This is a genomic window from Methylomonas koyamae, from assembly GCF_019669905.1.
GTDB classification, from domain to species: Bacteria; Pseudomonadota; Gammaproteobacteria; order Methylococcales; family Methylomonadaceae; genus Methylomonas; species Methylomonas koyamae.
Window position 1 is genome coordinate 2,737,776 of sequence record NZ_AP019777.1, and the last position, 24,474, is coordinate 2,762,249.

Genomic DNA, 24,474 nt, shown 5'->3' on the forward strand with positions numbered 1-24,474 from the left:
TGGCGGTCACCGCTTCAAGTTGATATTGATATGCACAACCCTAAGCAACTCCTCGCTGCTGTGCCGATGCCTGCTAACGTAAGCCCAACGCATGTCGTGGTCTGAGGTCAAGCCCTCCTGGCATTCCGGCAACTCAGCATCGGCTTGGCTACGCAAACGCATCACGATGTCAGCAATGCCGGGCTTCTTGACATATTCGATCACGTAACCGCTGGGCTGCCGGCCTGTCGAATATCGCGAAATTAACTGCGTGATAGCTTGCGCATGGTAGACCGGGCCGTCATAAATTTTCGCTTCCGCCAAGCGCTGCTCGGCGCTTAATAGACTTTCCGAACGGATCGTCAGATCGACTCGGCCGTTGCTATAAGCTTCGCGGACCACAGACAATCCGGGCATGCTTAAGGCCGCGGCCAAAAATGCAGACAGTTTTTCCTCGCTATCGCCGGCCAAATGATGCGCTTCGGCTTCCATGCGCTGAATGCAACGCGCGAAGTGCAAATCGAGGAAATCATCGAAATCTTCGGCGCCGCGTGCCTCGTAAAGTCTTCTCAGCTCGGGAAACCAATTAAACAGTCGGCTTAATTTACCGCTCATCGCGGCCTCCCGCGTTTACCTTCGCTTCCGGCAACACCACCCAGCGCATGCTCAAGCTGTCCGCCCAATCCGCGTTCGCACCACCGGCTTGTGCCCGCTGCCGCACGGCATCAAAATTCAATGGCCGATTTGCCGGCTTGCTGTCTATTTCAATAAACTCGCGGCGCAATACGCCCACATCGTCGGCCGATAGTAAATTCAATACCGGGAACAGGATATGGCTGACCGAGAGCTGTTCCCGCGCCTCAACTGCCGCCAGGTCCGCCAAATTCAAAGAATCTCGCTCGCCCGCATCGAGTTGGCCAAATAAAGCCTCCACCGCCTTGATCCAGATCGGCGCATCGCCAAACGCAGCCCGTACTATACTGGCGGCTCGGGTTTTCAGCCGACTCGAATGGTCGGCTGAGCCAGTCGATCCCGGCCTATAAGTCACGTCAAACACCGTATCAGTCAACCAGCGCTTAAAGTTGGCATTGTCGCTAAACTGTTTGAACAGCTCAGTATGATCGGCCAGTAGTTCGAGAATCACGCGATTTAACGCCTTGTCATGTTCGAGGCGAGCGTTCTGTTTGTCGGAGTGCTGCACGGCATTTTGATAGGCCTTGTCTTGAGAAACCCGATTCGGAATGTCCTCGGTAATCACCTTGCGAATTTTGTCGCCATCCTTCCATTCGATATTGCCGAACAAGTCGTTAAAGGCTTTGATGATGTTGGACAATTTGTCGATTTCGGTAATCCCACCGCCGCCACCCGCGCTGGTCGGTGCCGGTTCCACACTGCCATCTTCGTCCTCCATGCCCATACTCAACGCGGCTTTCACTTCCGGCCGATAGCTATCCATGTCGATGGCAACGAGCACACCCTTGGAAAGGTCTTCCTCTTTCGGCGCCGGTAATTTTGGAATGAGGAAATTCAGGAAAATTGCCAGCTTTTCCCAGGCCGGGTGACCATAGGTCAAAATAGCCCCAAGGAATCCATAACTACGCACGAAGGCTTTGGCTTTACCCTTAAACTCGACTTGCGCATTTTCATCCAACTGCTGCTGGTACGCTTCGACGCAAATATCCAGAATCGGGTCCAGCTTGTCGCGGTCCGCGCCTTTGACGTACAACGCCACCAAGTCCTCAACTTGCTGCCAGGCATATACCTGATGGCCGTCCAGATCGTTTTTCAGGTCATGTAGTTTGTTCGGGTCGGTTTCGCCGACCTGCACCGTGGCGCGGTAATATTCCTGAAACGCCGCCTTCACCGCTTCGGCGTTGTCGGCAAAATCCAGCACGAAGGTATCGTGTTTTTGCGGGTGGGCGCGATTCAACCGCGACAGGGTTTGTACAGCCAACACCCCGGCCAACGGCTTGTCGACGTACATCGTATGCAGCAACGGTTCGTCGAAGCCGGTGACGAATTTGTTGGCGACGATCAAAATCCGATACGGGTCTTGCTTCAGCTTGGCCGGAATGTCCTTGCTAGGGAAACCATTCATATCGGCTTCGGTAACATTCTTGCCGCCCACTTCTTGTTCGCCAGAGAACGCCACGATGGCCTTGTACGGACTTTTGATTTCCTGCAAATAGTCGCTGATCTCGCGGTAATAATCGATGGCCCGCGCGATGCCATTGCACACCACCATCGCCCGCGCCTGACCGCCGATTTTGCGCTTGCCGATCACTTGCGCCGTGAAATGATCGATCATGATTTCGGCCTTGCGGCGTATGGCCTTGTCGTGCGACTCGACGTAATGGCGGATTTTTTTCAGCGCCTTGACCTTGTCAAAATCCGGGTCGTCTTCCACGGTCTTGGCGACGCGGTAAAAGCTGTCCACCGGCGTGTAATTCTTGATCACATCCAGGATGAAACCTTCCTGAATCGCCTGCTTGGTGGTGTAGGTCAATTCCGGCGGCGAACGAAAATGTACGTCGCCGCCTTCCTGGTAACGCTCGCCGAATAACTCCAGGGTTTTGTTTTTCGGCGTCGCGGTAAAGGCAAAGTAGCTGGCGTTGGCCAGCATCTTGCGCGACTCGATCAGCTTGTTCACCGCATCCTCGACCGACTCTTCGTCGTCCTCGTCGTCGCCGGGCGCGGCGGACAAGGCGATATGCATCTTGGCGGTGGTCTTGCCGCCCTGGCTGGAATGCGCTTCGTCGATCAGCAGTGCGAAACGCCGGGACCCCAGGTCGTCCAATTCATCCAGAATGAACGGAAACTTTTGCACCGTGGTGACGATGATTTTTTTGCCCTTGCGCAGAAAGCCGCGCAATTCCTCGGCGCTATCGGAGTGGCCAAAGATCGAAGCAACGTGGTCATAGCCCTTGATGGTCTTGGCAATCTGCGTATCCAAGGCGCGGCGGTCGGTGATGACGACCACCGAATCGAACTGGGCGCTGTTGGCGTCGTCGGCTTGCTTCAACTCCACCAACTGATGCGCCAGCCAGGCGATGGTATTGCTCTTGCCGCTGCCGGCCGAATGCTGAATCAGGTAGCGGCGGCCCACGCCTTCGGCACCACAAAGACGCAACAAGGCCCGCACCGTGCGCAGTTGATGGAAACGCGGAAATACCTGCTTGCGTTTTTTCTTGCCGCGTTCGTCTTCCTCTTCGACGATCTGGGCAAAGTTTTCGATGATGTTGGCCAGCGATTCTTTGGCCAGCACCTGCTTCCACAGATAATCGGTTTTCAGTCCGTCCGGATTGGGCGGATTGCCGGCGCCACTGTTCCAGCCCTGATTGAAGGGTAAAAACCACGCCGTTTTGCCGGTCAGATGGGTGCAAAACGCCACCTCGCTATCGTCCACCGCAAAATGCACGATGCAACGGCCCATTTGAAACAACAATTCGCGCGGGTCGCGGTCGGTTTGATATTGCGTGATGGCATCGGCCACCGTTTGTTTGGTCAGCGAGTTTTTCAGTTCAAAAGTCGCCACCGGCAGGCCGTTGATGAAAATTGCCATGTCCAGCGAGCGCGCGGTTTCGTCGTTGCTGTAACGTAGCTGGCGGGTGACGCTGAAAATATTTTTAGCGAAATTCTCCGCCGAGCTGGCATTGCCCGGCGTCGGCAGAAATTTATACAAATCGGCATGCACCGGGCCGTGGCTGACGCCTTTGCGCAACACATCCACCACGCCGCGCTTGGCGATTTCGCCCTGAATGCGATGCAGAAACTGGCTGCGTTTGATGCCGTCCTGCGCCAACTCCAAGGTTTCGACAGTCTTGGGCTGGGTGGCCTGCAAAAAGGCCAGCAACTTGACGACATCCAGCGCCACGTCGCGGTTGTAATCGGCGGGCAGGCCTTGCTGATAGCCGCCGACGCTGTAATAACCCACGCTGGATTGAACCGCGTTATCCGCGGCAAAGTCGGGTGTCGGTTGACCAGTGAGATGTTTAACGATCAGGGCTTCCAAACCTTTTTCGCTGGTGTCGGTGGGCTTCATGCGTTGTCTCCCTTTTTCTTGCGCCGGGGCTTGAGCGCTTGATTCGCTGTCTCGGCAATAGCCGCCGGTAGCGGTGAAGTGGCCTGAGCGGTTCGTTCGCGCGCCAGTTCCACGGCGCGGTGCAGCTGTGCCTGCAAAACTTTCATGTCCGGGATGTGTGCCAGATATTCGGCCACGCGGATATTGGAGGCATCCATATCCATCAGCTTGACCTGCTCGGCGTCCTTGGTGGCGCACAGAATCAGCCCGATGGGCGGCTCTTCGCCCACGGCGCGGTCATATTGGTTTAGCCAACGCAGATATAGCTCCATCTGCCCCTTGTGCGCGGGCTGGAACTTCTCCAGCTTCAGTTCCACCGCGACCAAACGTTTCAGGTAGCGGTGGTAGAACAGCAGGTCGAGGTAGAAATCGTCCGCGCCGACACTGATGCGCTTTTGCCGCGCCACGAAAGTGAAGCCCACGCCCAGTTCCAGCAGGAATCGCTCCATTTCGCGCAGAATAGCGTCTTCCAGGTCGCGCTCGCTGTAGTCGTGCGGCAGGCCCAGAAAGTCCAGCATGTATGGGTCGCGGAACACCAGCTCGGGCGTCATTTGCCCACCCGCGCGCAGGTGGCTGAGTTCGGCCTTCAACACTTCTTCCGGCTGCTTGGCGATGGCCGTGCGCAGGTACAACTGGCTGGCGATGCGCTCGCGCAGGGTGCGGACGCTCCAGCGTTCTACGCGGCACATTTCCGCGTAGAATTCACGTTCCAGCGGCTGTTTTAGCGGTATCAACGCGATGAAGTGGGTCCAGCTCAATTGTCGTGACAGTGATACGACAATTTCCTCGTCAGGAAAAACTTCGGCGAACTGGATCATGCGTGCCAAGTTCTTGGCCCCGAAACCTTGACCATACTCCCGCACCAATTCTTGCGACAGTGTCGCAAGAATCTGCTCGCCGTACTCCGCGCGGCCATCGCGCAGAACTTCACTACGGATGCGTTTACCTACATGCCAATACAGCATCGTCAGCGTGGCGTTGGCGGTCTGCGCGACGTGCTGGCGGGCGGAGTCGATCAGGCCGCGCAACTCCAGTAATAAGGCGTCGGCCGGTTTGGGTGCGGCGGGCTTATTCTTCGCCATCGTCTTCCTCCCCATCGGCTTCGATGTCTTCGCTTCCGACCAGCGCCGCCAGGTCTTCCTCGGCCACCACGTCATCCGGGCCGGGCAGCCAATCGCGCACATCGATTTGGCCGGTGACGACATCGGCTATCAGGCGGTCACGGTATTCAAGGATAAGTTTGATTTCCTCAGATGCGCTCCTAATTGCATCATCTAATGGCCCAGATTCATTCTTTATCCATGTGCAAATGCTTTTTTGCTCTTCAATTGGAGGCAAGGGAATCACTGCGTTTTTTACATCATGCTTGGATAGGGCATAGCGAGTAACTCCGGTTGCCAGAACATGAAGTTGCTCGGCAACTTGAGACGACCCGATTGCATAGAATAAAAATTCACCCTTGAGTTGGTTTAGATCTGGGCGCAGCAGACCAAGATGGTATGCACAAACTACACCTGGGAGGCTTTCGGGCACCCATGCGGGTATGGCAATGTCTTCTGGCGTTTCTGAATCTTTGGTAATAATGACATCACCAGCTTGGAGCGTAAGTCGGGAAATTTCACTTGGAGTCGCTGTGGCTTGCATCAAAGCCATTTCGGCGTTTATCTCGTTATTCTTATAAACATCAGTGTAATTACACAAGCGAACTGGAATTTCGTTGTCGTGCGAATGCTTATCCACACCACTGAAACGCACATCAGCAATGTGTTTCAAAAGAGTAATACTCCAATGCTCTGGGATGTCTCCCAACCAATCGAAACCTGAGGGCTGAAGCTTAATCGATAGGTCAATGCCACGAGTAACCGCTTGATCAATAATTCGCAGCTTTTGCTCGTTTAGCAATTTAATCAATTCACGCTTGGCCTTAACAAAACGGGCGATGTGGGCATCCTGCACCCGCAGATATGCGACGATTTGATCCTGCTCGACTCGCGGCGGCATCGGAATACTAAGCGACGCAAAGCGATCAGAATAAAGCCGCAAGAAGCCAGAGGTTCCCGTCCCAAGCCCTTTCGACTCAGACCGAAATAAACCACGCATTGGTGCTGATCGAAACAAGTGCCCGAGAAATTCTGGATTGTCATCTCGAATTAACCTGAACACCGCGTAGTCTGGGCTAACAAGACCATGTAACGAGCTACAAAAGAACATGGCATTACCGGCTTGCATTCGATTCAAGACCAATTCATCAGGATGCGTTCGCTTATAGCCGATCAGATGTTCTGCACCAATAAGCTTGTTAGAGACATCGTTGTGCGGAACCAATCCTCTATGCTGACGCATTGACAATAATTGTTCCTTACCGGTTGTCGAACGATCATCAATTTCTTGGAGAAAATTTTTAGCACGTAACAACTGCCAATGCGCTGGTACACGCGGCACCCATCTGGACGATGTATTCTTATACTCCGTGTAGGCTGATAGTTTATCCATCAACCGACTCCCACAATCTTGTGCAGCAAACCTTCCGTCTGCTGTTCCAGAGCCAGAATATCGGCGCGGATTTCCGCCAAGGTCCGTAGCGGCGCGGGCCGGTAGAAATAACGGGCAAACGAGATTTCATAGCCGATTTTGGTGGCGTCCATCGCGATCCAGGCGTCCGGGGCATGCGGCAGCACTTCGCGGACGAAAAAGGCTTCGATGCCGCCGGGTTCGGTCAACGGTACCTGTTCGGTATCGCGCAAATCGCTGTCGGCTTCGTATTCCAGCATGTAGCGGTCTTTGCCGTCTTCTTCCAGATACGCGCCGTCGTAACCCGGTTGGAAGTATTCGCTGGCTTTGAGTTTGGTACGTTTGGCAATGACGGGCGGCGCGGTTTCGTCACGCCAGCTGACCGCTTTGTAAATCAACTTTTTGTCGGCCGCGCTGGGTTTCTTGTCGAGCTGTTTCATGGCTGCATCGAAACGCACGCGAAATTGGTTGTGATCGTCAAAGACGCCCTCGCCCAGTTCTTGTTGCGCCAAACGGGCCAGTTCGACCAAGGTAAGGTCGCGCAACCAGGTAGCGGGATCGAGCAGTTTCTTGCGCTTTTGAGACGATACGATCCTGTATCGTCCCCCTTCGGGGTCGCTATGCGATCCAAATCCGTTCCAGACGGATTTGTCCGGCACGGCTTTCTTGGCGGGCTTGCTGTCCTCGTCGCCATCGTCATCCGCTTCTTCCTCGCTGTCGTCACCTTTCAACCAGGCTTCGATCTCCGGCCGCAGTTTTGCGAATTGATCGTACAGCGCGTCGCCCCAGCGACTGTAGATTTCGCTACGCACCGTTTCGTCGCCGGAGGCAAAGCGCAGGGTTTCGATAGCACTGCGTTTAAGCTGGCTCTTCAGACGTAATGGCCGCTCGACGGTGATTTTCCAGTAACCAAAATCGGCATTGTTAAACCATTTGGCTTCCGGACTGGTCTTTTCCGTCTCTTCATCGGCCGGCGGCAGCTGCAGGTAATGTTCCAGAATCCGGGCGATATCGGCTTCGCCGAGCGCGCAATTTTTCTTGCCCAAGTTGCGGCGCAACGGCTGAAACCATTGGCTGGCGTCGATCAGTTGCACTTTGCCTTTGCGGTGTTCGGCCTTGCGGTTGGTCAGCACCCAGATGTAGGTGGCGATGCCGGTGTTGTAAAAGATATTCAGCGGCAAGGCGATGATGGCTTCCAGCCAATCGTTTTCGATGGCCCAACGGCGGATGTTGCTTTCGCCCTGGCCGGCGTCGCCGGTGAACAATGCCGAACCGTTATGCACCAAGGCGATGCGGCTACCCAGCGGGGTGTTGTGCTTCATCTTCTGCAGCTTGTTGACCAGGAACATCAATTGGCCGTCGCTGGAACGGGTGATGAGTTTGTATTCCGGGTCGCCGTCGTGGGTGACCATGAAGCGCGGATCGCTAAAGCCGGCTTTGCCGCCCATGCGTTCCAGGTCGGTTTTCCAGCTTTTGCCGTACGGCGGATTGGACAGCATGAAGTCGAATTCGCGCGCCGGAAACTGGTCGGCCGACAAGGTGGATTTATCCGCGCCGCCGACGATGTTTTCGGCTTCTTCGCCTTCGCCCTTGAGCAGCAAATCGGCTTTGCAGATGGCGTAGGTTTCCGGGTTGATTTCCTGGCCGAATAAATGAATCGACACTTCCTTACCGTGGCTGGCGGCCAGTTCCAGCAAGGTTTCCTCGGCCACGGTCAGCATGCCGCCGGTACCGCAGGCACCGTCGTACAAGGTGTAAGTGCCGGATTCGATCCGGTCGGCGATCGGCACGAATAACAACTTGGCCATCAGTTTGACCACGTCGCGCGGCGTCCAGTGTTCGCCGGCTTCTTCGTTGTTGTCTTCGTTAAAGCGGCGAATCAATTCCTCGAAGGCCGTGCCCATGCCGTGATTGTCCAGCCCCGGCAGTTTGATGCGGCCGTCACCATCGAGCACGGGTTGCGGCGACAGATTGACATCCGGATTGAGAAAATCTTCGATCAAGTAGCCGAGAACATTGGCATCGACCAAGGTCTGAATCTGGTCGCGGAACTTGAATTTGGCCAGAATTTCCTGGACGTTGTGCGAAAAACCGTCGAGATAATCGATGAAGTTATCGCGCAATCGTTGGCCTTGGCCGCTGGCCGCCAGACGCGACAGGGTGAATTCCGAGGTGTTGTAAAACGCTTGACCGGCGGCCATGCGTAGCGCGCCTTCTTGATCGAGCACGCCGTGCTGATCGAGAAATTTCTTACGTTCCAACACCGCGTCTTTGCTGGACTCCAGCACGGCATCGAGACGACGCAGCACGGTAAACGGCAGTATCACATCGCGGTATTTGCCGCGCACATACACGTCGCGCAGACGGTCATCGGCGATATTCCAGATGAAGTCCGCAATCCATTTAAGTTGGCTTTGATCCATGGTTTCCTATCGCCGGTTGCCCGGCTTAATCGTTAAATTCGGGTTGATTCAATTCCGCTGCCCCCATCCAGTAGCACAGCAACGGTGCGGGTAGACGCATGATCTGGCTGGCGGTATCGCCAGTTTGCGGCAGACCGGCCATTAAACCGAAGTCATCCAGCGACTTGGTAACAACGTAACCACGGGCAATTTTCTTTTGCTCACACAGCTCAATTAAGCCTTTCAATTCACGCGCACCGGTGTGTTGGGCGCGGTATTTCACTTCAAAGGGGATCAATTGGCTGCCGATTTCCGCGACCAAATCGACCTCACGGTCTTTTTTCCCGTGCCAGTAGGTAAAACGCACATTTTGGGAATAATAGCGCGCAAATAGGTGTTTAAACACGGCGGTTTCGGTCGCCACGCCCAAGGCGGCGGAATCGTCGATGATGCTTTTGCCCTTGAGTAAAACAGCGGGCGCGATGGCGGCATCGGCCAGGTAAATTTTGAAGCGTCCCTTGAGTACGTCTTTGCCGTAACCGAACGGCGGCAAGCGATAAATCAGGTGGCAGGCTTCCAACAGCTCGATGAAATGCTGGGCGGTGGGGCGCTTGACTTCCAGGTTGCTGGACAAGTCGGTGATATTCAGCAAGCCACCGTCGTGCATACAGAGGTACAGAAAGGTATGTTCCAGATCGAGAATGCGACGCACACCGAACAATGCGGTCATATCGCGCTTGAGTGCCTTGTCGATGATGTCCTCACGCAACAGGCGCTGGGCCTGGGTGATGCTATCCACCTGGGCGGTTTGCGGAAAGCCGCCGCGAATCAGATATTCGTGAAAATGGCCGACATAAGGCGCGGCGATTTCCTGCGCGCGGTAAAACTGCGGCGGCGTCCAGTCGAACAGCTCGGTCAGGCTTTTTAAAGGTGGCAACGCCGGCAGTTGCACCTGTTTGATTTGTAGATATTCGTAGAACGACAGCGTGGTCAGCCGAATGGTATGCCAACGACCGACGCCAGATTCCTGGTCGGCTTCCACCAAGGGCATGACCGAGCCGGTAAATACAATGCGGCGCTGTTTGTTGAAATCGATTTGGTGTTTGACCCAAGTCCCCCAATCGCGAATAAACTGAGCTTCGTCAAGGAACAGAAACTCTGATCCATCGACACGCGGCTCGCGCTCGCGCCAGGCTTCCAACACGGCTTCGATGCCCGCCAGCTTGAGCACCGGATGGTCAAATGTGGCGTAAAGGATGTTGGCCGCCGGAACACCCTGCTTCAACAACGCGTCGATCTGTTGCAGCAGCAACGTGGTTTTGCCGACCTGGCGTGCGCCGGACAGCAAAATGGCGCGATGGACCGGCGGATGATTGATCCAGCGACTTAACTCACGCGAAGCGGCACGCTGCCAATCCGGCAAATCGGCAATCGGCTCGCCACGCCACCAGGGATTGAATTGGGCCAATACGGCGATTAGTTCTTCTTTTGAGACTCTCATCAGGCAATATTAGCATTAGGATGCTTTTATTGTCATGTATACATGACAATAAATACTATTTTATGCTGATACTGCCGAGCTTTCATAGCTCAACGCATTCTTCCACCAGCCAAATCTCGCTATCCTTCGACAACAATTCCATTCACAGGGCTTGCCGAATGCAACACAAGCCGTAAAACAAAGCCGACTTTCGGGCGACAAAACATCGGGTCACTTTTGTAAGCTTAGTTTTAACCGGTTCGCTCAACCTGGCCCTAATTCCGGCCAAGTTGAGCGCTGCGCTAGTTAACAGTTAACGCAAGTCGAAACGGTCCAAATCCATCACCTTGGCCCAGGCCTTGGCGAAGTCCTGCACGAATTTTTCCTTGGCATCGTCGGAGGCATAGACTTCCGCCACCGCCCGCAACTCGGAGTGGGAGCCGAAGATCAAATCCACCGGCGTCGCGGTCCATTTGACCTGATTGGTCGCCCGGTCCTTACCCTCGTAAACGCCTTCGGTTGCCGACTTGTTCCATTGGGTGCCCATATCCAGCAAGTTGACGAAAAAGTCGTTGGTCAAGGTACCCGGCTTGCTGGTGAATACGCCGTGTTTGGCATGACCGGCGTTGGCATCCAGCGCCCGCATGCCGCCGACCAGCACCGTCATTTCCGGCACGCTCAAGGTCAGGAAATTGGCGCGCTCGACCAGCATTTCCGCCGGCGAGTGGGCGTTATCCTTGGCAAAGAAATTGCGGAAGCCGTCAGCTTTCGGTTCCAACACCGCCGCCGAGTTCACGTCGGTCTGTTCCTGCGAGGCATCCATCCTGCCCGGTTTGAACGGCACTTGCACATTGACACCGGCTTTCTTGGCGGCTTCTTCCACCGCCGCCGAACCGCCGAGCACGATCACGTCGGCCAGCGAGACTTTCTTGCCGCCTTTCAAGGAACGGTTGAAGTCGCTTTGGATGGCTTCCAGCTTAGCCAACACTTTCGCCAATTCGGCCGGATCGTTGGCTTCCCAATCTTTCTGCGGCGCCAGCCTTATCCGTGCGCCGTTGGCCCCTCCGCGCATATCGGTGCCACGGAAGGTCGCCGCCGAGGCCCAGGCGGTGCGGACCAGTTCCGGAATGGTCAGATCCGAGCCCAGGATGGTTGCTTTCAACTTGGCGGTATCCTTGGCGTCGATCAGTTTATGGTCGACTTTGGGGATCGGATCTTGCCAGACGAAATCCTCGGCCGGCACTTCGGCGCCGACATAGCGCGCCTTCGGTCCCATGTCGCGGTGGGTCAGCTTGAACCAAGCCTTGGCGAAGGTGGCTTCGAACTCTTTCGGGTTATCCAGAAACCGTTTGGAGATCTTTTGGTAGTCCGGGTCCATTTTCAACGCCAAGTCGGTGGTAAACATGATTGGCGGGTGGCGCTTGCTGGTATCGTGCGCGTCCGGCACGAAATTGTCGCCCTTGCCGTCTTTCGGTATCCACTGGGTGGCGCCGGCCGGGCTCTTGGTTTGCTGCCAGTCAAAGGTGAACAGCCAAGTCAGATAGTCGTGGGTCCAGCGGATGGGATTGGTCGACCAGGCGCCTTCCAGACCGCTGCTGACGGTATCGACGCCATGTCCGGCGCCGCATTTATTGGCCCAGCCCAAGCCTTGCTGTTCGATCGGGGCGGCGGCCGGTTCCTTGCCGACGCATTCGTCGGGTTTATGCGCGCCATGGGCCTTGCCGAAGGTGTGGCCGCCGGCGATCAGTGCCACGGTTTCTTCGTCGTTCATCGCCATCCGGCCGAAAGCTTCGCGGATATGTTTGGCAGCGGCCAACGGGTCGGGATTGCCGCCCGGGCCTTCTGGATTGACGTAAATCAAGCCCATTTGCGTGGCGCCCAACGGCTTGGCCAGTTCGCCCTTGGCGTCGTGGCGTTCGTCGGCCAGAAACTTCTTCTCCATGCCCCAATTGACGTTCTCGGCTTCCCAATCGTCGGCGCGGCCGCCGGCAAAACCAATGGTTTTGAAACCCATGTCTTCCAGCGCGACGTTGCCGGCCAGCACCATCAAATCGGCCCAGGACAGTTTGGCGCCGTATTTTTGCTTGACCGGCCACAGCAGGCGGCGGGCCTTGTCCAGACTGACGTTATCCGGCCAACTATTGAGGGGCTCGAAGCGCTGCTGGCCGCCGGACGCACCGCCGCGACCGTCGAAGATGCGATACACCCCGGCGCTATGCCAGGCCATGCGGATGAAAAACGGGCCGTAATTACCGTAATCCGCCGGCCACCAGGGCTGGGAGGTGTGCAGCACGTTGGCTATGTCTTTTTTGACCGCTTTCAGGTCCAGGGTTTTGAATTGTTCCGCGTAATTAAAGGCCTGGCCCAGCGGATTGGACTCGGCCGAATTTTGCCGTAGCGGTTGCAAATCCAGTTGCTCCGGCCACCAAAAGCTGTTGGTGGTCGGTTGCATGTCGGCAAACGCGGGTGGAGTCTGCAATGTTGCGCCGATGGCTACCGCCAATGCGGAAGCCAGGAATAGTTGCTTGGTTTTCATGGTGCACCTCAGTTCCTTATTGTTAGTCAATCAAAAACATACCGTCGCTTTTGCAGTTTAGACGCCGCTCCCGGATTAGCCCAGCGGCCGACAAAACTAGGCGCGCAACTTTCCGAAGCGGAAGGTTGCGCGCCGGCTGCCGCCGATGGGGTATTACCGAATCTTGTTTGCATCCTGGGATATAAACCCAGACTGGTTTAAGCACCGTTGGCTGATTGCGCATCCGCTGTTGGATCGCTTCAGTGGGTATATTCAATCGAATCGAGCCGATAATTTGAAATTGATTGCGTCGATAAGCCGATAGGCCGAGTCAATGGCTACGGCGTTTAGCTGGTATCATTCCGCGCCGGGCAGCGTTTGTCCGACCTATAACCAACAGCGGGCACGATAGATGACTTTGCGCGATTTGAGCTATCTGCTGGCGGTAGCGGAATTCAGAAACTTCAGCCAAGCGGCTGAACACTGTGCAATAAGCCAGCCGACTTTAAGTACCCAAATCAAAAAACTCGAGGACTATCTGGGGATAGACCTGTTTCTGCGCGACAAAAACAATATCGCCGTCACCGACGCTTGCCGCGAAATCCTGCCCATCGCCCGCAGGATACTTGACGACGTCCGCTCGATTCGGCAAATTGCCGCCCATGCCAGCGCCCGACACCGCAACCAACTATCGCTCGGCGCGTTTCCGTCGCTGGCGAGTTATGTGCTGCCGGAATACGTGTTTCGGATCAAACAACATTATCCAGACCTGAAAATACAGTTGGTCGAAGAAAAAACCCATGCGCTGATCGCGTTGCTGCTCGACAAAAAGTTGGATGCGGCCCTGCTGGCCTTGCCGGTGGAACATGCAGCGCTGGAATACCGGCTGTTATTCGAAGACCCGTTCACATTGGCGGTAAGTGCCGACCACCCGCTCGCGGGGCTGGAGGAAGTCGACCTGAACCTAGCCGCCCGGGAAAACCTGCTGTTGCTGGACGAGGGCCATTGCCTGCGCGACCAGGCTTTGAAGTTATGCGATCCGGCACGCTTCGTCGAACACGACTTTCGGGCGTCCAGTCTGGAAACCCTGCGCTTCATGGTCAAGAACGGCGTCGGCGTCACATTGATGCCGTCCGTTGCCATTCAACCGGAAGACAAGGACATTCGTTATATCGACATCCGCCAAAGGCCCAGCCGTTCCATCGCGCTGGTCTGGCTGAAAACCCATCCGCGTAGCGCGTTGCTGGAAACCATGGCCAAACTGCTGGCGTACAAGCCGCTGCCCTAGGCGCCGGCGCGCGCCACGCCGGGATTGTTAAGCGTAGCCGGGATTTCGGCGGTTTGGTCTGGGTGGACCGCATCGCGGTTCCCATTATCGAGGCCGGACAATTTCGACCGGTTGCGCCTCAACGGGACAATACCAAACTTAACTGAATTAATACGCATATCGTTGATTTACAAATGGATAACCGAACAACAACTCACTCCAGACAAGAAGCGGCTCCGCAACACACGCCGATGATGCATCGAAGTGTAATTATTTAAAAACAATGGCTTGAACATTAATGATTTTTATAATACGCCAGAAGTTACGCCAAAATAAGTTCGACAAGAATTAGATGACCACCGCCCTGCCCCTGCCTTCCGCATGCGGAAATAAAAACGAAAGTCTTTGTTATTGGAAGATAACCTGATTCACCATAGCGACCGCGGTGTGCAGTACATTTCGATCCGCTATACCGAAGGTCCGGCCGAAGCCAGCGATGAGGCCCACGTCGATAAGCTGGGCCACTCTACCCGTATGACATACCATCGCTGAAACCATCAATGGTTTGAATAAAACCGCGAAGCCGTCGAGCTCACCACATTGACCTGCGTCGATTAGTTTAATCATCAATGACTGTTTGGGCCGATTGCATTATCCAATCCGGCGAGGCCATGTATTTTTTATTAACAACGTTTCGAGTCAGCAGAATCGGCATGACTCAACTAACGCTTCCGAGATTTTCGGGGCCAATTCAAACACCTCAGTTTTAACACCCTTTTTCGCGTCTGCGGCTGCACAAGAACCTGTTTAACCCGAAAAAAAATCGGTTTTAGCCCGTATATTCGTCCTGAAGGGATTAAATTTTGCCTTTTAGCCAATTACAGGCGCAAGAATAAGATTTTTTCCAGAAAAATCAGATTGTTTTATTCAAGAATGGCTTGTTTCTTAAAAAACTAAGAAGCATTTATCGCTTACTCGCCGATATCCGTCGGCAAGTAAGATTGACATTAATTTTGGGTAAAACATTATGTATGAAGAACAAGTGGACCGTAGTCACGGTGAGAACATTGAAAAATTTAACAGTATAAATGATCCACATTTTCTAATAAAAGGTGCGGGATTTATAGAAGACTTCAGCTCAATAAAATATAACTATATGGGTCGCATCCTTTATTCTCGTTACTACGGCTCGAATCATGAGATAGTTGATGTGCATTTGAATGGCCAAAATGGTCTAATTGAAATTCACATTCCCAGAGGCATTATACTTCAAAGTTCGTTTGACTTTTATGTGCATTACTACCACTCTGGAAATGTAATAAATGCACTTAAATGGGAGACTGATCCGCGAATAAACATACCAAAACCGCAAGCTATCCAAGTGCCGCCTCAATATCAGTACATTCAACAATCTCAAGACTGGCCTTGCCAATCACCACCACCTACTTCACTTTTTCAAGGTTATCCGAAACCAACTATTGATATTGATTTTGTGATGGATAATTCAGCGCCAAAACACTATTTAAAGCTTGAAGATTGTATTCAGGATAAAGATTCGTTGGTTTTTAAATTACCTAAATTCATTAGCCACAAATCTGACAACCCTTTCAGCACAACTTTTCTGCTTAGCTTGGGGCTATGGAGCGGCATAACTAGCAAACGCTACCAAGTTGCTTATGCTGATGAACGCACTGTTTCAACCGGGTTATATGTCGCTGGCGAGCAAAACTCTGGTGCTGGTAAATCACTTGCCATGAATATACTACTCGAACCTTTTTCAAATAGGATCCAGACAAAGATTTCTGAAATAATATCAAGTATTCAAATATATGACGGCATATTAGATGAATTGAATGAATCTCTTGCGGGATGTACTACAAAAGAAGACAGAGCATACAACAGGAAACAGAAAGAAAAAACAAAAAATCATCTTAAGTATCTCAATAAAAAGCTTCATAAATTGCAAAATCTAGCTCCAATAACAAACGTTACATCTCCAGCGTTAAACAGTATGTTAATAGCTACAAATGGATTCTTTTTTGCAGCTTCATCAGAAAACGGATTGTTTATTTCTATTTTAGGTCTACGTGATAATCCTAAATTCAATGACAACGATTTACTTCTTAACGCTCGTGAGGGGGGGTATGTTAATAATATCCGTGCTAATCGGAACGCTTACAGAGGTCAAGCTCGTGGCGCTATCACAAGTTATGCCCAAGAGGGTGGAATTGGATATCTATTATCCGCCAGTGGCAATACTGGTCTTGCCGAACGTTTTCTTCTTATTAGTGAGCCTTCACTCATAGGCTACCGTGACAGAATTAAAGAAAAGATAAATGGCGAGCATATTCTTGAAGAATATGCAAAAAGGTGTGCGATTTGTCAAGCATTTATTGATGATGACAACGCATTAAATCATGAGGCGCTTATTACTTTGAAGATAACTGTTAATGGTTGGCGGTATATTGCACACTTCGAACAGGATTTGGAAAACAAAATGCGGCCAGGCGCGGAATTGTCTCATCCTATTTTGCAACGAGTAGTTGGCAAAACGAAAATGCAAGTTATGGGCATAGCAGCGAATATGTACCTACTTCATACAGAAAATCCACCCGCAAATGAATCGGATGACCCATCCATACCCGATGAGTTTGTTGTAATGGGGATAAATATTTTTAAAAAGCTGATATTTGGCGTAAGAAGTTATTGTGAACGCAAAGGGCTAATCAGTGATGTGCCGCAACTGACCGCTGTTTATAACGCATTTATTGGCAAGGGCGATAATGTTTCTTATTCGGACCAAGAGCTTAAAAAACGATTGCAACAAGTGAAACCCTTTAAGGATATAACTGAAGAATCGCCCCGAAAAGTCATTCAGCGCGCGATTGATTACCTTGTGCAACACCACGTTCTGCTCATAGATAACAATGGAAGGTATTTTAGAAACCCGGAAAAGTTCGTTCCTACTTACCAATAAAAATGGCACTACTTTCGCAATTACGCCAAAAAATCTAGGATTACTAGGCAAAACGCTGCTTTTTTAAAGCATTCGCGAAAATGTGCTAAGTCAGTCGAGAACCACGTTTCAACTCCTTGTTGGGTTGAAACGTGGCGATGTGGCGAGTCAGAGCGCGGAATACATAAGTAATCGCGTAATTAATGCCATATTAACCAATTAAACTCAAACTCCATCAAATTCTAAAAATATGATAAATTCAAATTCGCAGCGAATGCTCCTTGCTAATTGTTTTCAGACCGAGTCCAAGGCCAAGCATCTTTATATCCCAGTTGATTTGATTGATCCAAACCCTCATCAACCACGCACTGACTTTTCCGATGAATCATTAGTGCAACTCGCACAGTCAATCAATGAAAATGGCATGCTCCAACCCATTATTGTTGGCAAATTTGGGGACCGTTATCAAATCATTGTTGGAGAACGGCGATGGAGAGCTCATCTGATTCTGAATAAAAAAACAATTGAAGCGATAGTTAGGACAGTAGATGACCAAAGTCATGCGATTTTTGCCCTAGCTGAAAATATAGCCCGAGAAGATTTAAGTGATTATGAAATTGGTAAAGCGATTCGGAGCATTGAGGATAATTTCCCAAATAAAAAAGACCTCGCTGCTATGATTGGCATAAATCGTACCGACATGTACCGCTATTTGGCTTTCGATAGTCTACCTGACTTCATTTTGAATGATTTGGATACGAATCCTAACAGGCTGGTGAAAAACTCCCAAAGCTGCAGTCATCAAGGCGCATAGCCTCAGCAAACAAGTAAAATAGCGCATCTAAATTGGAGAAGCCCCCCATGCGCGGACACGATGCCATTCAAAATAGCTGGTTCAGCTACGTTAGCCTGGAAGACCGTATTCCCAAACAGCATCCGTTGCGTCGTTTACGGCTACTCGTCGATGGCGTATTGGCCTCTATGGATGCGGTCTTTGCCGAATGCTACTCCCATACTGGCCGCCCGTCGATTGCGCCCGAAAAACTGCTGCGCGCCTTGCTATTGCAAGTGCTGTACACCGTTCGTAGCGAACGCCAGTTGATGGAACAGCTGGACTACAACCTGCTGTTTCGCTGGTTTGTCGGTTTGGGTATCGACGATGCTGTCTGGGAACGCAGCGTGTTCAGCGCCAACCGCGAGCGCCTGCTGTCCGAAGCACTGAGTCGCGAGTTTTTTGAGCGGGTCTTGGCCATTGCCGAATGGCAAAACCTGGTGTCCGACGAACACTTCAGTGTCGACGGCAGCCTGATCGAAGCCTGGGCCTCGCACAAAAGCTTCGTGAAGAAAGACGGCAGCGGTCCTGATAAACCCGCCGGCCGCAATCCCGAGGTCGACTTCAGCGGCGAAAAGCGCAGCAATGCCACGCATCAGAGCACGACAGACCCCGAAGCGCGGCTTTACAAGAAAGGCGAATACACCGAGGCCAAACTGCGTTACATCACCCATGCCCTATCCGAGAATCGTAACGGCCTGATTGTCGATGTCGAAACCACCCAAGCCACCGGCACCGCTGAAATCGAAGCCGCGCAAACAATGATCAAACGCCGTGTTCCCAAAGGCGGCAGCGTCGGTGCCGACAAAGGCTATGACCAACCGGCGTTCGTCAACAAACTCAAGACGCAAGACATCAAAGCCCATGTTGCTCGCAAAAAGACCGGCAGTGCCGTCGATGGCCGCACCGCGCGCGGCAAAGCGTACGCTCAAAGCCTCAAGCGCCGCAAAATCGTCGAAGAAGCCTTCGGCTGGATCAAGACCGTCGGGGGCCTGCGTAAAACCCGCCACATCGGCTTAGCCAAAGTCGCAGGTCAGGCCTTGTTTTGCTTTGCCGCCTACAACCTGACGCGCTTGCTCAACCTATTGGTGTTCACGCCGAAACCGGCGTGGAGTGCGCCCACCTAGGGCGAAGTGCGCCTGAAAACCGTCCACAGACGGCTTCAGGCGAATAAAAAGCCCTTGAAACAGGGGCAAAACGGTTGAAACTCGATGTCATGACCGATTTCAACACGAAAAAATCACGGAAACCGTGGGTAAGGGGAAATATCAGTGGGTTTTTCACCAGCCTGCTAAGCTACTGTCACGCTTTGCTGCCGACCAGATAAAAAAGTTGTTAGCTCATTATACAAATTCCGATACCGTTCGCTCACCATTAGAGACTGCGTGGAATTTACTGAAAGATGGAAAGCTTCAACAAACCAAAATCACTGCTTACGTTAAAAACAAACTCAAGGAAGTCTGTGGGGTAAATCAAGCTTCCACTGAAAATGCTCTATTGAATGAAAATGGTAGTGAGATTGGCAGGGTAAGCCAGAACGAAAAATACTGGACGGTTCAGCTGAGTGCGGACGGGATTGATGAAGGTAAGCAGGAACAAATTCTAAACTTCATCCGGAGACTGCTCAATGAGCGATCTCCAAGTGTCACAAGTTGCGACACCGGTTAAAACATTAACTCGGATGGAGGGTGTCCTGAATTTTGTGTAAACGGGATTTAATTATCGATTGGGCATCCTGTCTTCAAACTGAATGCTAAACCGATTCAAAGCCGCTTTCCAGTCATGCAACGGCATGGTCCATTTTTGACTGATATTCATCAGGGCCAAATAGAACAATTTCGACAAGGCTTCATCACTGGGAAATGAGCCGCGATTCTTGGTGATTTTCCGCAAACTCATGTTCACCGACTCGATCGCATTCGTAGTGTAAATGATGCGGCGTATCTCGGGCGGATAGTCGAAGAAGGGAATGATTCTATCCCAATTACGTCGCCAAATTTGAGCAATGGGCGGGTAGGCCTCGTTCCACTGCGTCTCGAACTCAGCCAGCCTTTGCTCTGCTTCAACGACGCTGGCGGATTGGTATATTCGTTTGAGATCGCCGGCGATCTGTTTACGCATTTTCCAACTGACATAGTTCAGGCTGTTGCGGACTAGGTGGACGATACACAGTTGGACGGCGGCGTGTGGATAGACGGTTTCAATCGCTTCCGGGAAGCCTTTCAAACCGTCGACACAGGCAATGAAGATGTCTTGCACGCCGCGATTCTTGAGGTCTGTCACGACCTGTAACCAAAACTTGGCGCCTTCGGTTTGGGCGATCCACAAGCCCAGCACTTCCTTCTCTCCTTGCAGGTTAATCCCTATGGCCAGATAAACGGCCTTGACACGAACGGCACCGGTATCGCGCACTTTGACGTGGATACAATCGAGATAAACGATGGGGTAAACCGGATCAAGCGGCCGCAATTGCCAGGCTTTGACTTCCTCAATCACGGCGTCCGTCACCGAGGAGATCAAGGTGGGTGAAACTTCAGTGCCATACAGTTCTTCCAGATGGCTCTGGATTTCCCTGACGGTCAGACCTCGGGCATAGAGTGAAATGATCTTGTCATCAAAGCCCGTCCAGCGGGATTGGTGTTTGCCAATGATTTGCGGCTCGAACTGACCATGACGATCACGGGGAATCTCAATCGGCAATGCGCCAAAATCGCCTTTGAGGGTTTTACGGCTCTTGCCATTGCGGGTGTTGCCGGTGGCGTTGCAGACTGACTCATGCTTGGCATGGCCTAAATGTTCAGTCATTTCGGCTTCTAAGGCTCGCTCGACCAAGGCCTTGGTGAGTTGTTTTAGCAGGCCATTTTCGCCCAGCAGGTCTTCAGGTTTTTGATAGCCCGACAATAAGGTATCAATTAGGTCGGTTGGGATGGCTTTTGGTAAGGTCATAGTTACTCCTCAAAGTAAGGGCAGTTTCCTGCCTAATGGCCGTTTACACAAAAATTCTTACACCCTCCTCGGATGATGATTTGTATTTTTCAGTCACAATTCTTCGAGAACTCCGAACGGATAGGTCGGTGATTAGCCCACCGACCTATCAGATAGACGATTGAGGTTGATTATCGCCCTTCGTCACAGAATCAATGTGGTGCCCGATCAGATTAGTCGCCCTGTTTGGAATGTATTCTCATCGCCTCTTGCTCGACAAGTTGAAATTATGAATTGAAGTGAAATTATATTCTAGTTATGCATATAGTATGGACTTGCACTAACTGTATATAAAAAATGGATTTTAGTTTTACTAGCAATCAAGCATTCATCACGAATCCTTATTCAGGATCGCTAGGAATATTTGATCAGGCGATAGTTTTGGTTTTTATGTTATTAAATATATAGCACTCTCCTAGCCATTATTTAAACAACATCAATCCTCAATCTTTACACCGTGAAAAGATCAGCCCTTTTAATAATTAATATATAGAAACGAGAGAACGATCAGTCTCTCATAATATTATTAGTTTTTAGAAAGATGGATTGCACCAAACAATCCATCAAAAATAATTATCCAGGCCGTGCAGGTTCATAACGAAATACACTCAACATTCGAGGTTTTATTATGACCACTTTAAGCAATCAATTACACCATATCGGACAACTGACACGAGCTATCATCAATCATCCTAATGATCCTCTCTACACCGTTATCGATCAAGGTAACAGTATGTTTCAGGTAACGCCAACAGAGTTAGCGATCACGATAGAGAACACGGTCTTACATTCACTATATGAAATCCTGGAAGGGTTTCCGATCCATGACTTCCATCCCTTTATCAGTGTATTCGTCAGAAATGCTTTGGACTGTAATCTTAGACCTTCGATTGAACATCATCGAGCATTGAAAAAAACCGATGACCTGTATCAAATCGGTGGCGACTATGATGTGATGCTAGACATAATCATTAGGATGAGGACTTTCGTCAAACAGATCCTTGAGGTTACCGGAGGCTTCGAATTTAAAGACTTAATCTACAACGCTCATCGTACAGCGAACAAAAATCATGAAGGAATGGTGCGTTACATCGATTCATTATTCGAGCGCTACTCTCGTTTGGCAGTGATTCGGCTGGATTTGTACGAGGATGGCTTCATCATGAGTCAAAGAGATATAGAAAAGAAATACTGGCAAGCGAAATACGATCTTAAGCATCTATTAAACAACGCCAAGATGAACAGCTTGTTTGACCATATGGTGGGCTATATTTGGACCTTAGAATACGGGCCAGAACGAGGATACCATTACCACTTGGTCCTGTTCTTTGATGGTTCTCAGGTTAGAGACGATGTCTATCGGGCTTGGGAGATAGGTGAATACTGGAAATTGGTCATTACTAACGGGCGTGGTTCCTACTGGAACTGCAATGCTGAAAAGTCAAAATACCCTCATCTTGGTATTGGTATGATCCATCACAGAGATGTTGAAAAGATCAACAATCTGAAACAAGCGGCTGCTTATTTGATTAAAGTCGATCACTTCGTCCGTATGCTGACACCAGATGGTGGTCGAACCTTTGGACGTGGGATCTTACTACCTCCTAGAACCGGTAATGTCGGTAGACCAAGAGCAGCATAGTTCTTTACGTTAGATTGATTTGCCGCTGGCTCCGTATATCTTATGGAAGTCAGCGGTTTGTCGGATTTACTAGGGAATTAGATTGGCTAGACATCACGTAACTCTGAACTTAAGATCAGCCGATTTATGAATTTCAGAGGCATTGAGTATGGATGGTTGTTATCGCAGTACTCCGAAGTTTGTCGGCGCGTTTATTGATGCGCTGTATCAAAATCCCACAACACTTATGCTGCTTGTCGTAGGGATTTCCGCGCTTGCTGGTTTCTGGTGGTTCAAAACCAACAAAAACACTGAATAAACGCTGTAAATGATGTGCAGAGGGTTGCAGTTGATAGGTGGAGATGGCCTTTTTTCGATTCCGGTGCGCCTGTTTTGTGCTGTTAAACACCCGCATCCCATGGAACAGGCTGCCATCGGGTTCTATAAATGACGTTTTTGAGTTCGATTTGCCATGACTTTCCCGGCATATCTTTACACGTGACATGAGTTATGAATCATGAAACAGACGATTAGTTTCATCACTTTAGGAGTTGCCGATCTGGAACGCAGCCGGCGCTTTTATCGTGCGCTGGGCTGGACTGAATCGTCGAGTAGCCAAGCGGAAGTCGCTTTTTTCCAAGTTGGCTGTATTGCTTTTGCCTTATTTGGCCGCGAATCCTTGGCCGAGGATGCCAATGTTTCGTCTGAAGGATCGGGATTTGCGGGCTTTACGATCGCGCATAACGTCGCTTCCGAAAGCGACGTGGAATCGACCTTGTCAGAAGCCGTTGCCGCGGGCGGACGCTTGCTGAGACCTGGAGAAAAAGCCCCGTGGGGTGGTTTCAGAGGGTATTTTGCCGATCCCGATGGCTTTGTTTGGGAAGTGTGTTACAACCCATTATTTCCGTTAGATGCTCATAGATTCGTGCAATTGCCGACCTAGTGGACGATGGACACGCGGTTGGCGCATTGCGCGGCTTCATGATCATCGTCACGGAATTGCCCTGGCGTATTCGTTAGTCTGACCCCACATGAAAAAAACGGGGGTTTGTGTCATGTCTACTGCGGCTATCGATACTCATGTGTTAAACAGCCTATTCGACAACCAACAACGGCTGGAGGATGTGTTTAACTCAATTTTCGACGACGACAGCTACTTTATCGGTAGCGATTACTCGACGGCGGCAGGGACACCTAGCTCAGCAGACGCCCCAAGCCGTTCATGTCCGCCAAAACCCAATCGGGTTAGCGACTCGTGGCAGACATTCAACAAGCGCTACCATCGCTTTTATCTACTGCCAGTGGTTTTGGAAATCGCGGCGATTTACTGGATGGTAGCCCACTTTTTTTGAGGACGTTGCGCGCGGGTTGATCGATTAGCCTTCGAGAAGACAGTTCAAAAAATATTTCTCCTGAGCTTTATGCGCCAAGGCCTTGAGTTTTCAAGCTATCGCTATTGGCCAGCAACAACTTGTTGCCCCGTATCGACTTGATATTCCAAGAAAAACTGAAAAAATGCGGCCCATCGACAACGTGATGAATTTGAAGGGGGCTCTATGAAAGTTTTACTCGTGGCTTTGACTGTGCTGTTTTCTGCGACCATTTTACTGGTCGCCGGTTTTCAGCTGATTCGCTTGCTCGTCAGCGAAATGGCCAGGTTTGTCTTGGAAGCGTGACGTAATCCGGAACTGCCTGCTGCGCATTGAGTTCAAATAGAACGCTCATTCACTTCGAATGAATACACTGGTTCGTGCGGGCAAGCCAACGACCTAAGCCAGTTCACCGAGACGATTGACCAATTTTTGGTCAATCTGAATCAAGTCGTTGTCCCGCAACAAAAAGCAC

General features: G+C 51.4%; 17 protein-coding genes and 1 pseudogene. 9 read left to right on the top strand and 9 right to left on the bottom strand.

Annotated features, from left to right (window positions below; genetic code table 11):
- Positions 1 to 6 precede the first annotated feature (6 nt).
- The 7 genes from MKFW12EY_RS12330 to katG all read right to left on the bottom strand — a co-directional run bounded on the left by MKFW12EY_RS12330 (position 7) and on the right by katG (position 12,989).
- Positions 7 to 594 carry a hypothetical protein gene (locus MKFW12EY_RS12330; protein ID WP_054760551.1) on the bottom strand — a complete coding sequence of 196 codons (588 nt, stop codon included), beginning with the start codon at positions 592 to 594 and terminating at the stop codon, positions 7 to 9.
- Positions 584 to 4,021 carry a type I restriction endonuclease subunit R gene (locus MKFW12EY_RS12335; protein WP_054760554.1) on the bottom strand — a complete coding sequence of 1,146 codons (3,438 nt, stop codon included), beginning with the start codon at positions 4,019 to 4,021 and terminating at the stop codon, positions 584 to 586. Before MKFW12EY_RS12335 ends, MKFW12EY_RS12330 begins: the two co-directional genes overlap by 11 nt.
- Positions 4,018 to 5,142 (bottom strand): PDDEXK nuclease domain-containing protein, encoded by a 1,125-nt coding sequence (locus MKFW12EY_RS12340; protein ID WP_245006297.1) that lies wholly within the window; start codon positions 5,140 to 5,142, stop codon positions 4,018 to 4,020. Before MKFW12EY_RS12340 ends, MKFW12EY_RS12335 begins: the two co-directional genes overlap by 4 nt.
- The gene (locus tag MKFW12EY_RS12345) at positions 5,129 to 6,553 is read right to left on the bottom strand and encodes a restriction endonuclease subunit S (protein ID WP_221053091.1); all 1,425 of its coding nucleotides are present in this window, start codon (positions 6,551 to 6,553) and stop codon (positions 5,129 to 5,131) included. The genes MKFW12EY_RS12340 and MKFW12EY_RS12345 overlap by 14 nt, the downstream gene beginning before the upstream one ends.
- Positions 6,553 to 8,994 (bottom strand): type I restriction-modification system subunit M, encoded by a 2,442-nt coding sequence (locus MKFW12EY_RS12350; RefSeq protein WP_221053092.1) that lies wholly within the window; start codon positions 8,992 to 8,994, stop codon positions 6,553 to 6,555. The genes MKFW12EY_RS12345 and MKFW12EY_RS12350 overlap by 1 nt, the downstream gene beginning before the upstream one ends.
- A gap of 25 nt (positions 8,995 to 9,019) precedes the next feature.
- Positions 9,020 to 10,474 carry an ATP-binding protein gene (locus MKFW12EY_RS12355; RefSeq protein WP_221053093.1) on the bottom strand — a complete coding sequence of 485 codons (1,455 nt, stop codon included), beginning with the start codon at positions 10,472 to 10,474 and terminating at the stop codon, positions 9,020 to 9,022.
- A 292-nt stretch (positions 10,475 to 10,766) separates the two neighbouring features.
- Positions 10,767 to 12,989: a catalase/peroxidase HPI gene (gene katG / locus MKFW12EY_RS12360; protein ID WP_221053094.1), complete on the bottom strand. Its 2,223-nt coding sequence runs from the start codon at positions 12,987 to 12,989 to the stop codon at positions 10,767 to 10,769.
- Positions 12,990 to 13,380: 391 nt separating this feature from the next.
- Here katG and MKFW12EY_RS12365 point away from each other — a divergent pair, with 391 nt between their 5' ends.
- From MKFW12EY_RS12365 to MKFW12EY_RS12390, 6 genes and pseudogenes are all read left to right on the top strand, one after another.
- Positions 13,381 to 14,256, top strand: a complete 876-nt coding sequence (locus tag MKFW12EY_RS12365; RefSeq protein WP_221053095.1) for a LysR substrate-binding domain-containing protein — start codon at positions 13,381 to 13,383, stop codon at positions 14,254 to 14,256.
- Between the two features lie 402 nt (positions 14,257 to 14,658).
- Positions 14,659 to 14,809: pseudogene (locus MKFW12EY_RS12370) on the top strand (IS3 family transposase); the annotation flags it as partial.
- Between the two features lie 453 nt (positions 14,810 to 15,262).
- Positions 15,263 to 17,212, top strand: a complete 1,950-nt coding sequence (locus tag MKFW12EY_RS12375) for a DUF3987 domain-containing protein (protein ID WP_054760557.1) — start codon at positions 15,263 to 15,265, stop codon at positions 17,210 to 17,212.
- Between the two features lie 253 nt (positions 17,213 to 17,465).
- Positions 17,466 to 18,005 carry a ParB/RepB/Spo0J family partition protein gene (locus MKFW12EY_RS12380; RefSeq protein WP_221053096.1) on the top strand — a complete coding sequence of 180 codons (540 nt, stop codon included), beginning with the start codon at positions 17,466 to 17,468 and terminating at the stop codon, positions 18,003 to 18,005.
- A 47-nt stretch (positions 18,006 to 18,052) separates the two neighbouring features.
- Positions 18,053 to 19,150: an IS5 family transposase gene (locus MKFW12EY_RS12385; RefSeq protein WP_221053058.1), complete on the top strand. Its 1,098-nt coding sequence runs from the start codon at positions 18,053 to 18,055 to the stop codon at positions 19,148 to 19,150.
- A gap of 124 nt (positions 19,151 to 19,274) precedes the next feature.
- Positions 19,275 to 19,691, top strand: coding sequence for a hypothetical protein (locus tag MKFW12EY_RS12390; RefSeq protein ID WP_221053097.1), 417 nt, complete (start codon positions 19,275 to 19,277; stop codon positions 19,689 to 19,691).
- 51 nt (positions 19,692 to 19,742) lie between these two features.
- Here MKFW12EY_RS12390 and MKFW12EY_RS12395 read toward each other — a convergent pair whose 3' ends face one another.
- Positions 19,743 to 20,969, bottom strand: coding sequence for an IS256 family transposase (locus MKFW12EY_RS12395; protein ID WP_221052987.1), 1,227 nt, complete (start codon positions 20,967 to 20,969; stop codon positions 19,743 to 19,745).
- Between the two features lie 667 nt (positions 20,970 to 21,636).
- Between MKFW12EY_RS12395 and MKFW12EY_RS12400 the strand changes: the two genes are divergently transcribed.
- Entirely contained in the window at positions 21,637 to 22,650 is a 1,014-nt protein-coding gene (locus MKFW12EY_RS12400) for a YagK/YfjJ domain-containing protein (protein WP_082409863.1), read from the top strand.
- Positions 22,651 to 22,783: 133 nt separating this feature from the next.
- On the opposite strand, the gene MKFW12EY_RS12405 is transcribed toward MKFW12EY_RS12400, so the two are convergent.
- Positions 22,784 to 23,134 carry a hypothetical protein gene (locus MKFW12EY_RS12405; RefSeq protein WP_221053098.1) on the bottom strand — a complete coding sequence of 117 codons (351 nt, stop codon included), beginning with the start codon at positions 23,132 to 23,134 and terminating at the stop codon, positions 22,784 to 22,786.
- 12 nt (positions 23,135 to 23,146) lie between these two features.
- On the opposite strand from MKFW12EY_RS12405, the gene MKFW12EY_RS12410 reads away from it, so the two are divergent.
- Both MKFW12EY_RS12410 and MKFW12EY_RS12415 read left to right on the top strand, forming a co-directional pair.
- A complete protein-coding gene (locus tag MKFW12EY_RS12410) occupies positions 23,147 to 23,572 on the top strand; it encodes a VOC family protein (RefSeq protein WP_054762401.1) in 426 nt (141 codons plus the stop codon).
- Positions 23,573 to 23,684: 112 nt separating this feature from the next.
- Positions 23,685 to 23,981: a hypothetical protein gene (locus MKFW12EY_RS12415; RefSeq protein ID WP_172680309.1), complete on the top strand. Its 297-nt coding sequence runs from the start codon at positions 23,685 to 23,687 to the stop codon at positions 23,979 to 23,981.
- Positions 23,982 to 24,474 lie beyond the last annotated feature (493 nt).